Annotated in this window: 5 protein-coding genes; 2 read left to right on the top strand and 3 right to left on the bottom strand. The window is 70.0% G+C overall.

The features are described from left to right. The first annotated feature begins 19 nt into the window (after positions 1-19). The gene (locus tag O7634_RS29050; protein WP_278153320.1) at positions 20-1,315 is read left to right on the top strand and encodes a cytochrome P450; all 1,296 of its coding nucleotides are present in this window, start codon (positions 20-22) and stop codon (positions 1,313-1,315) included. A 67-nt stretch (positions 1,316-1,382) separates the two neighbouring features. On the opposite strand, the gene O7634_RS29045 is transcribed toward O7634_RS29050, so the two are convergent. Genes O7634_RS29045 through O7634_RS29035 form a run of 3 tightly spaced genes read right to left on the bottom strand, consistent with a single transcriptional unit; the run spans position 1,383 to position 4,392 of the window. Beyond that, positions 1,383-2,198 (bottom strand): ABC transporter permease, encoded by an 816-nt coding sequence (locus O7634_RS29045; RefSeq protein ID WP_278153319.1) that lies wholly within the window; start codon positions 2,196-2,198, stop codon positions 1,383-1,385. After that, positions 2,195-3,184 carry an ATP-binding cassette domain-containing protein gene (locus O7634_RS29040; RefSeq protein ID WP_278153318.1) on the bottom strand — a complete coding sequence of 330 codons (990 nt, stop codon included), beginning with the start codon at positions 3,182-3,184 and terminating at the stop codon, positions 2,195-2,197. Before O7634_RS29040 ends, O7634_RS29045 begins: the two co-directional genes overlap by 4 nt. Positions 3,185-3,204: 20 nt before the next feature. Continuing rightward, positions 3,205-4,392, bottom strand: a complete 1,188-nt coding sequence (locus O7634_RS29035) for a hypothetical protein (protein ID WP_278153317.1) — start codon at positions 4,390-4,392, stop codon at positions 3,205-3,207. Between the two features lie 322 nt (positions 4,393-4,714). Here O7634_RS29035 and hppD point away from each other — a divergent pair, with 322 nt between their 5' ends. After that, positions 4,715-5,800 (top strand): 4-hydroxyphenylpyruvate dioxygenase, encoded by a 1,086-nt coding sequence (gene hppD / locus O7634_RS29030; RefSeq protein ID WP_278153316.1) that lies wholly within the window; start codon positions 4,715-4,717, stop codon positions 5,798-5,800. Positions 5,801-5,920 lie beyond the last annotated feature (120 nt).

The raw sequence follows: 5,920 nt of genomic DNA, 5'->3' as shown, positions 1-5,920 counted from the left end.
GATCGATCGAGGAGGCGGCATGTCCGCGAACGACCCATCCGCAGCGAAGCCGGAAGGCGCGGTGCCCGGCCAGGACTGGCCGGTGTTCCAGATGATGGACCCGGAGATGATCCGGGACAAGCCGGCCTTCTTCCGTTCGCTGCAGAGCCAGTCGCCGTTCTGGTGGGTGGAGCTGCCGTCCGGGCCGCAGCTGGACGTGCCGAAGCACTGGCTGGTGCCGATGCGCTACCAGGACATCCGGGACGCCCATCTGAACCCGGACCTGCACGCCAGCCCGGCTGCGGAGCACGAGACCCGCAACCCGAACGACAAGAGCGTCTGGCGCCGGTACGACGCCCAGATGCAGACGGCCGATCCGCCGGTGCACACCCGCCGGCGCAAGCTGTTCGCCAAGGCGTTCACGATGCGCCGGATCGAGAAGTTGCGGCCGACCCTGGAGGCGCTGACCGAGACGCAACTGGGGCTGCTGGAGACCAAGGGCGCCGACGGCTCGACGGTCGACCTGATGGCGTACGCCTGGAGTCTGCCGATCAGGCTGATCTGTGAGCTGCTCGGCGTGCCGGACGAGCACCTCGGCCCGTTCGATGCCTGGGAGGAGCGCACCCGGGTACACAAGGGCGGTCAGATGGGGTTCGACGACCTGGCCGAGCAGATCGTCGTCAACCTCCAGCAGCTGATCGACGAGAAGCGGGCCGACCCCAAGGACGACCTGCTCAGCGAACTGATCCAGGTGCAGGACGCCGAGGATGGCCGGCTCAGCGAGCACGAGCTGATCTCGATCAGCCTCAGCCTGCTGGTCAGTGGTCACGAGCCGACCGTCGACCTGATCGGCAACGGCCTGGCGGCGTTGTTGAGCCACCCGGAGCAGCGGGACGAGGTGCGCGACGACCCGTCGTTGCTCGGTCCGGCCATCGAGGAGGCGTTGCGGTTCGACGGCGCCCAGTTCGTCACGAACCCGCGCTTCGCGGTGGCGGACACGAAGATCGGTGTGGCCGAGGTGCGGAAGGGAACTGTCGTCGTGCTCCCGCTCGGGGTCGGCAACCACGACCCGGAGAAGTTCGACAACGGCGACCAGTTCGACATCCACCGCAACACCAGCGGCCACCTGGCGTTCGGGCACGGCATCCACCACTGCCTCGGCGCCGCGCTGGCCCGCATGGTCGGTGAGGTCTGCATCGGACGCTTCCTCGAGCGCTTCCCGCAGGCGCACCTCGCGGTGCCGGTGCGGGAGTTGCGGCACGTGCCCGGCCCGCTGTCGCGCACACTGATCGAGCTGCCCGCCGTACTGGTGCGGGAGCGTTCGGCAACGAGCTGAGCGTCGCAGAGACCCGAGGGGCCGCCGGTCGGATGACCGGCGGCCCCTCGATTCGTGCTGGTGCCCGCTAGAGGCGTCGGGCGTACGCGCGGATGGCCAACGGCGCGAAGACGAGGATGACCACGGCCGCCGAGATCACCGTGAGCACCATCGGCCGCGTCTCGACCGGCCCGGTCAGCAGCGACCGCAGCGCGTCGGAGAGGTGGGTCAGCGGGTTGATCCGGACCCAGCTCTGGAACCAGCCCGGGAGGCTCGTGGTCGGCACCAGGGCGTTGCTGCCGAAGGCGAGTGGCAGCATGATCAGCAGGCTCATCATGCTCACGCTCTCCGGACGCTTGGCGAGCAGGCCGACGGTCGCCGCCACCCAGCTGAAGGCGATCGCCATCAGCAGGATCAGGGCCAGGGCGAGCAGCAACTCCAGCGGACCGGTCCGGATCCGGAAGCCGCAGGCGATCGCGACCAGCACCACGACCATTGTGGCGAGCGCCAGACGCGGCAGGTCACCGACGATGTGGCCGACCAGCGGGGCGGACCGGGCGATCGGCAGGCTCCGGAAGCGGTCGAAGATGCCCTTGCGGATGTCGTTCTGGATCGCCGACGCCGACGCCGAGATCGCGAACGCGAGGTTCTGCGCGAGGATGCCGGGCAGGAGGAACTCCAGATACTCGCCGCGGTTGCCGGACACCGCGCCGCCGAAGATCAGCATGAACACCAGCAGCATGACCACCTGCTGGATGGCGGACAGCGCGATGATCTGCGGCGACAGCCGCAGCTTGACCAGGTGCCGCCAGGCCATCGTCCAACTGTGCTGGACGGCCGGCAGCAGCGACGTCGAGCGCGTCGGCGCCGGACGTCGTTCGGCTGCGGTCGCGGTCGCGGTCATACCAGGGTCTCCTTCTTCGCGTACGCGGGAACGTGCTCCACCGCGGGCTGCTGCGTCGTGCCGTCGGTGAGGCTGAAGAAGACCTCGTCCAGGCTCGGCTGACGCAACCCGAGTGCGGCGATGGTGATGCCCGCGGCACCGAGCCGGTCGACGGCGGCGGCGAGGATCGCCGGGTCGGCGGCGGGCGCGGCGACAACTCCCGCGTCCGCGTCCACACTCGCCTTGCCGCCGGTGATGGCGCCCAGCACCTCGGCGACCTCGTCGAGGTGCGCGGGGTCGTCCGGGCGGGCCTCCAGGGTCTGCCCACCGACCTGGTGCTTCAGCTTGGTCGGGCTGCCCGCGGCGATCACCGCGCCGTGGTTGAGGACGACCAGCTCGTCGGCGAGCCGGTCGGCCTCCTCCAGGTACTGGGTGGTGAGCAGCACTGTCGTGCCGTCGCCCCGCAGGCGCCGGATGACGTCCCACACCGAGGCGCGGCTGCGTGGGTCGAGTCCGGTCGTCGGCTCGTCGAGGAACAGCACCTGGGGCGTGCCGATCAGGCTGGCCGCCAGGTCGAGCCGGCGGCGCATACCCCCGGAGTACGTCTTGGCCGGCCGCTTCGCGGCGTCGACCAGATCGAACGACTCCAGCAACTCGTCGGCGCGGACCCGGGCCTGCCGTGCCGGAAAGCCCAGCAGGCGGGCGATCAGCTCCAGGTTCAGGCGTCCGCTGAGGTCCTCGTCAACGGCGGCGTACTGACCGGTGAGCCCGATGACCTCCCGGACCCGGGCGGCGTCCTTGACCGCGTCGAAGCCGCAGACCCGGGCGCTCCCCGCGGTCGGCCGGAGCAGCGTGGACAGAATGCGGACGGTGGTTGTCTTGCCCGATCCGTTCGGGCCGAGCAGACCCAGGACGCTACCGCGTCGGGCCGAGAAATCGATTCCGGTGAGGGCCTGTGTGGTACCGAAGTCCCGCCGCAGGCTGTTCACCTCCAACGCGTAATCCACGCCCACCACCTCTGTTGTCGTCACCTGGCCCGATGTCTCGTCGCGGCCATTTTGAGCAGGGCCCGGAGGGTCCTGACTCCTACGTTCAAGAATCGAAAGCGTTCGACCCTGACCGGTGGCGCCGTGACCTGATCGACCACGGCCGGGGCCAGGACGCAGTGCGGGCGGGTGCGCTGCTGGTACGACCAGGCGGCGACGGTCAGCGCCGTTCCGAACGTGCCGAACGCCGTCATCGCCACACCGGCCAGGCGGAGCCGGTCGGCCTCCCAGTCACCGCGGGCCAGGCCGGCCGCCGCCAGCGCGGTGAAGCTGCCGCCGACGATGCCGTAGATGGCCAACGTCGGTCCGGTCACCCAGGCGGGGATCAGTGGGAGGAAGCGCGGCACGCGGTGCCCGGCCAGCGGCATCGTCCAGCCCGGGAAGCGCTCGCCCCAGGGGTGGGTGAGCCCGAGCAGGAGGAATCCGCCCAGTCCCGCCGCGATGTCCACCCACGGGATGCCGTGCATCTCCAACCAGGCCCCGCCCGCCCCACCCTCGATGATGTCCTCGCGTTTCAGGCCGAACGGCTGTCGGCCGTTCGCCACCAGCAGGTGCATCACGGCGTACGGCGTCAGTCCGGCGCAGCCGGCGTAGGCGAGGTAGCGCACCCAGGGCTTGGGCGGCTCGGGTGTCGGATACTCCACCCCGGCGACGTCGCCGTCGGGGTGGTCCTTGCCGCAGTAGACACACACGTCCCGGGTGCGCCGGCGCCACGCGATCGACGCCCCGGTGAAGAGCGCGGCCCCGGCCGTCCAGCTGAGCCGGTCGGCGAATCCCGGCCAGTCGGTGTTGCGGTCGCGGTCGGTCACGGTGCCCTTGACCGCCAGTTCGAGCAGGTAGAGCAGCAGGAAGGCGCTGCCCGCCCCGGTGACGGCGGTGGAGCCCCACATGCCGGTCGAGACCGCCGGGGACGGCATCCTGCGACCCCACGGTCGCACCGACGCGGCGGCCGCGACCGCCGAGGCCGCCAACACGCCGCCCGCCACCCACCTACCGCCGGGGACGCCCCGGTAACGGTTACCCCGGCCGATCCCGGCCAGCACGGCACCGCCGTGTGCCACGGCCCAACCGCTCGCCGCGTAGCCGGCCCAGTCGGGCCACCGTCGCCGCCAGTCCAACGGGCCGGGGATGATTCCGGCGCCGCGCGTCGGCGTTTTTCGCCTGCGCATATCGCTCCTCGATCGTGCGCCACCCGGTCGCGCCGGATCGCGGATGTCATTTCGCCGTAATGCTCGTCGCCGGTCCCAACCAGGGGTGTGTCGGCTCGAAATTTTCGATCTGGTGAGCTGCCCGTACCCGCATCTCCCTAGGCTGCCGCTGGCGGAGGTGAAGGTGACCGCCCGTTCGCCTCAGCACTCGCCTTCCAGCGATTCGAGTCCGTCCTCCTCGCCGGACCAATCAGCCACCGTCTCCGCAATTGCCAGTTCTTTTCCCAGCGTCGGCGGCCCCAGTTCTGGCGTACGACGTATCGACAGGAGAAAGGCAAGGAATGTGACTGCCGGACGACAGGAATCGACGTTCGACCAGCTGAGCGTGGACCACATCCGGTTCTACGTGCGTGACGTGGCGGCTACGGCCGCCGACTTCGGGCAGCGGTACGGGTTGGATCTCGTGCGCACGGGGGAGCAGCCCGGCGGCACGGGTGACGCGACGTCGATCGCGCTGATCTCCAACGGGATCCGGATGGTCTTCACCGAGCCGCTGATCCGTGACCACCCTGGCGCGGCCTACCTGGAACAGCACGGGGACGGCGTGGCCGACATCGCGCTGCGCACCGGTGACGCCGCCGCCGCGTTCGCCGAGGCGGTGCGTCGCGGCGCCCGCCCGATCAGCGGTCCGACCGAACACGACGGCCGGGTGACGGCGGCGATCGCCGGCTTCGGTGACGTGGTGCACACCTTCGTCGAGTACCGTGACGGCTCCGCGAGTCTTCCGCCGGGCTTCGAGGCGTCCGCACGGGTGACCGAACAGGCCAGCGTCGGGTTGCGCGAGATCGACCACTTCGCGGTCTGCCTGGAGTCGGGCCAGCTCGAACCGACCGTGGACTTCTACGTCTCGGTGCTGGACTTCGCGAACATCTTCGAGGAGCGCATCGTGGTGGGGAGCCAGGCGATGCTCTCCAAGGTCGTGCAGAGCCGCTCCGGCGCGGTCACCCTGACCCTGATCGAGCCCGACGTCACCTGCGACCCCGGTCAGATCGACCAGTTCATCAAGAACCACGGTGGCGCCGGGGTGCAGCATGTCGCGCTCACCACCGACGACATCGTGCGATCGGTGGGGACCCTCGCGGAGCGGGGGGTCGAGTTCCTCGTGACTCCGGGCACGTACTACGACCTGCTGGCGCAGCGCCTCGAGCTGACCCGTCACGAGGTGGGGGAGTTGCGCGAGCTGAACCTGTTGGTCGACGAGGACCACGACGGCCAGCTCTACCAGATCTTCGCCCGTTCGACCCACCCGAAGAACACCTTCTTCATGGAGATCATCGAGCGGGCCGGGGCGCGCACCTTCGGCAGTGGCAACATCAAGGCGCTCTACGAGGCTGTCGAGTTGCAGCGGAGCAAGCAGGAGCACCAGTGACGAAGCTCTACCCGATCCCGGAGCCCGGCACCGCCGCATCCGGCGGTGCCGGTCCCCGCTCGGTGGGTCAACCGGACGAGCCGACGGACCGCGGGGGTCGCACTGCCGGGCCGGCGGATC

Origin of the sequence: Micromonospora sp. WMMD1120, assembly GCF_029626235.1 — a bacterium.
In the GTDB taxonomy this organism is placed as follows: domain Bacteria; phylum Actinomycetota; class Actinomycetes; order Mycobacteriales; family Micromonosporaceae; genus Micromonospora.
This window is presented reverse-complemented; position numbering and strand designations above follow the sequence as displayed.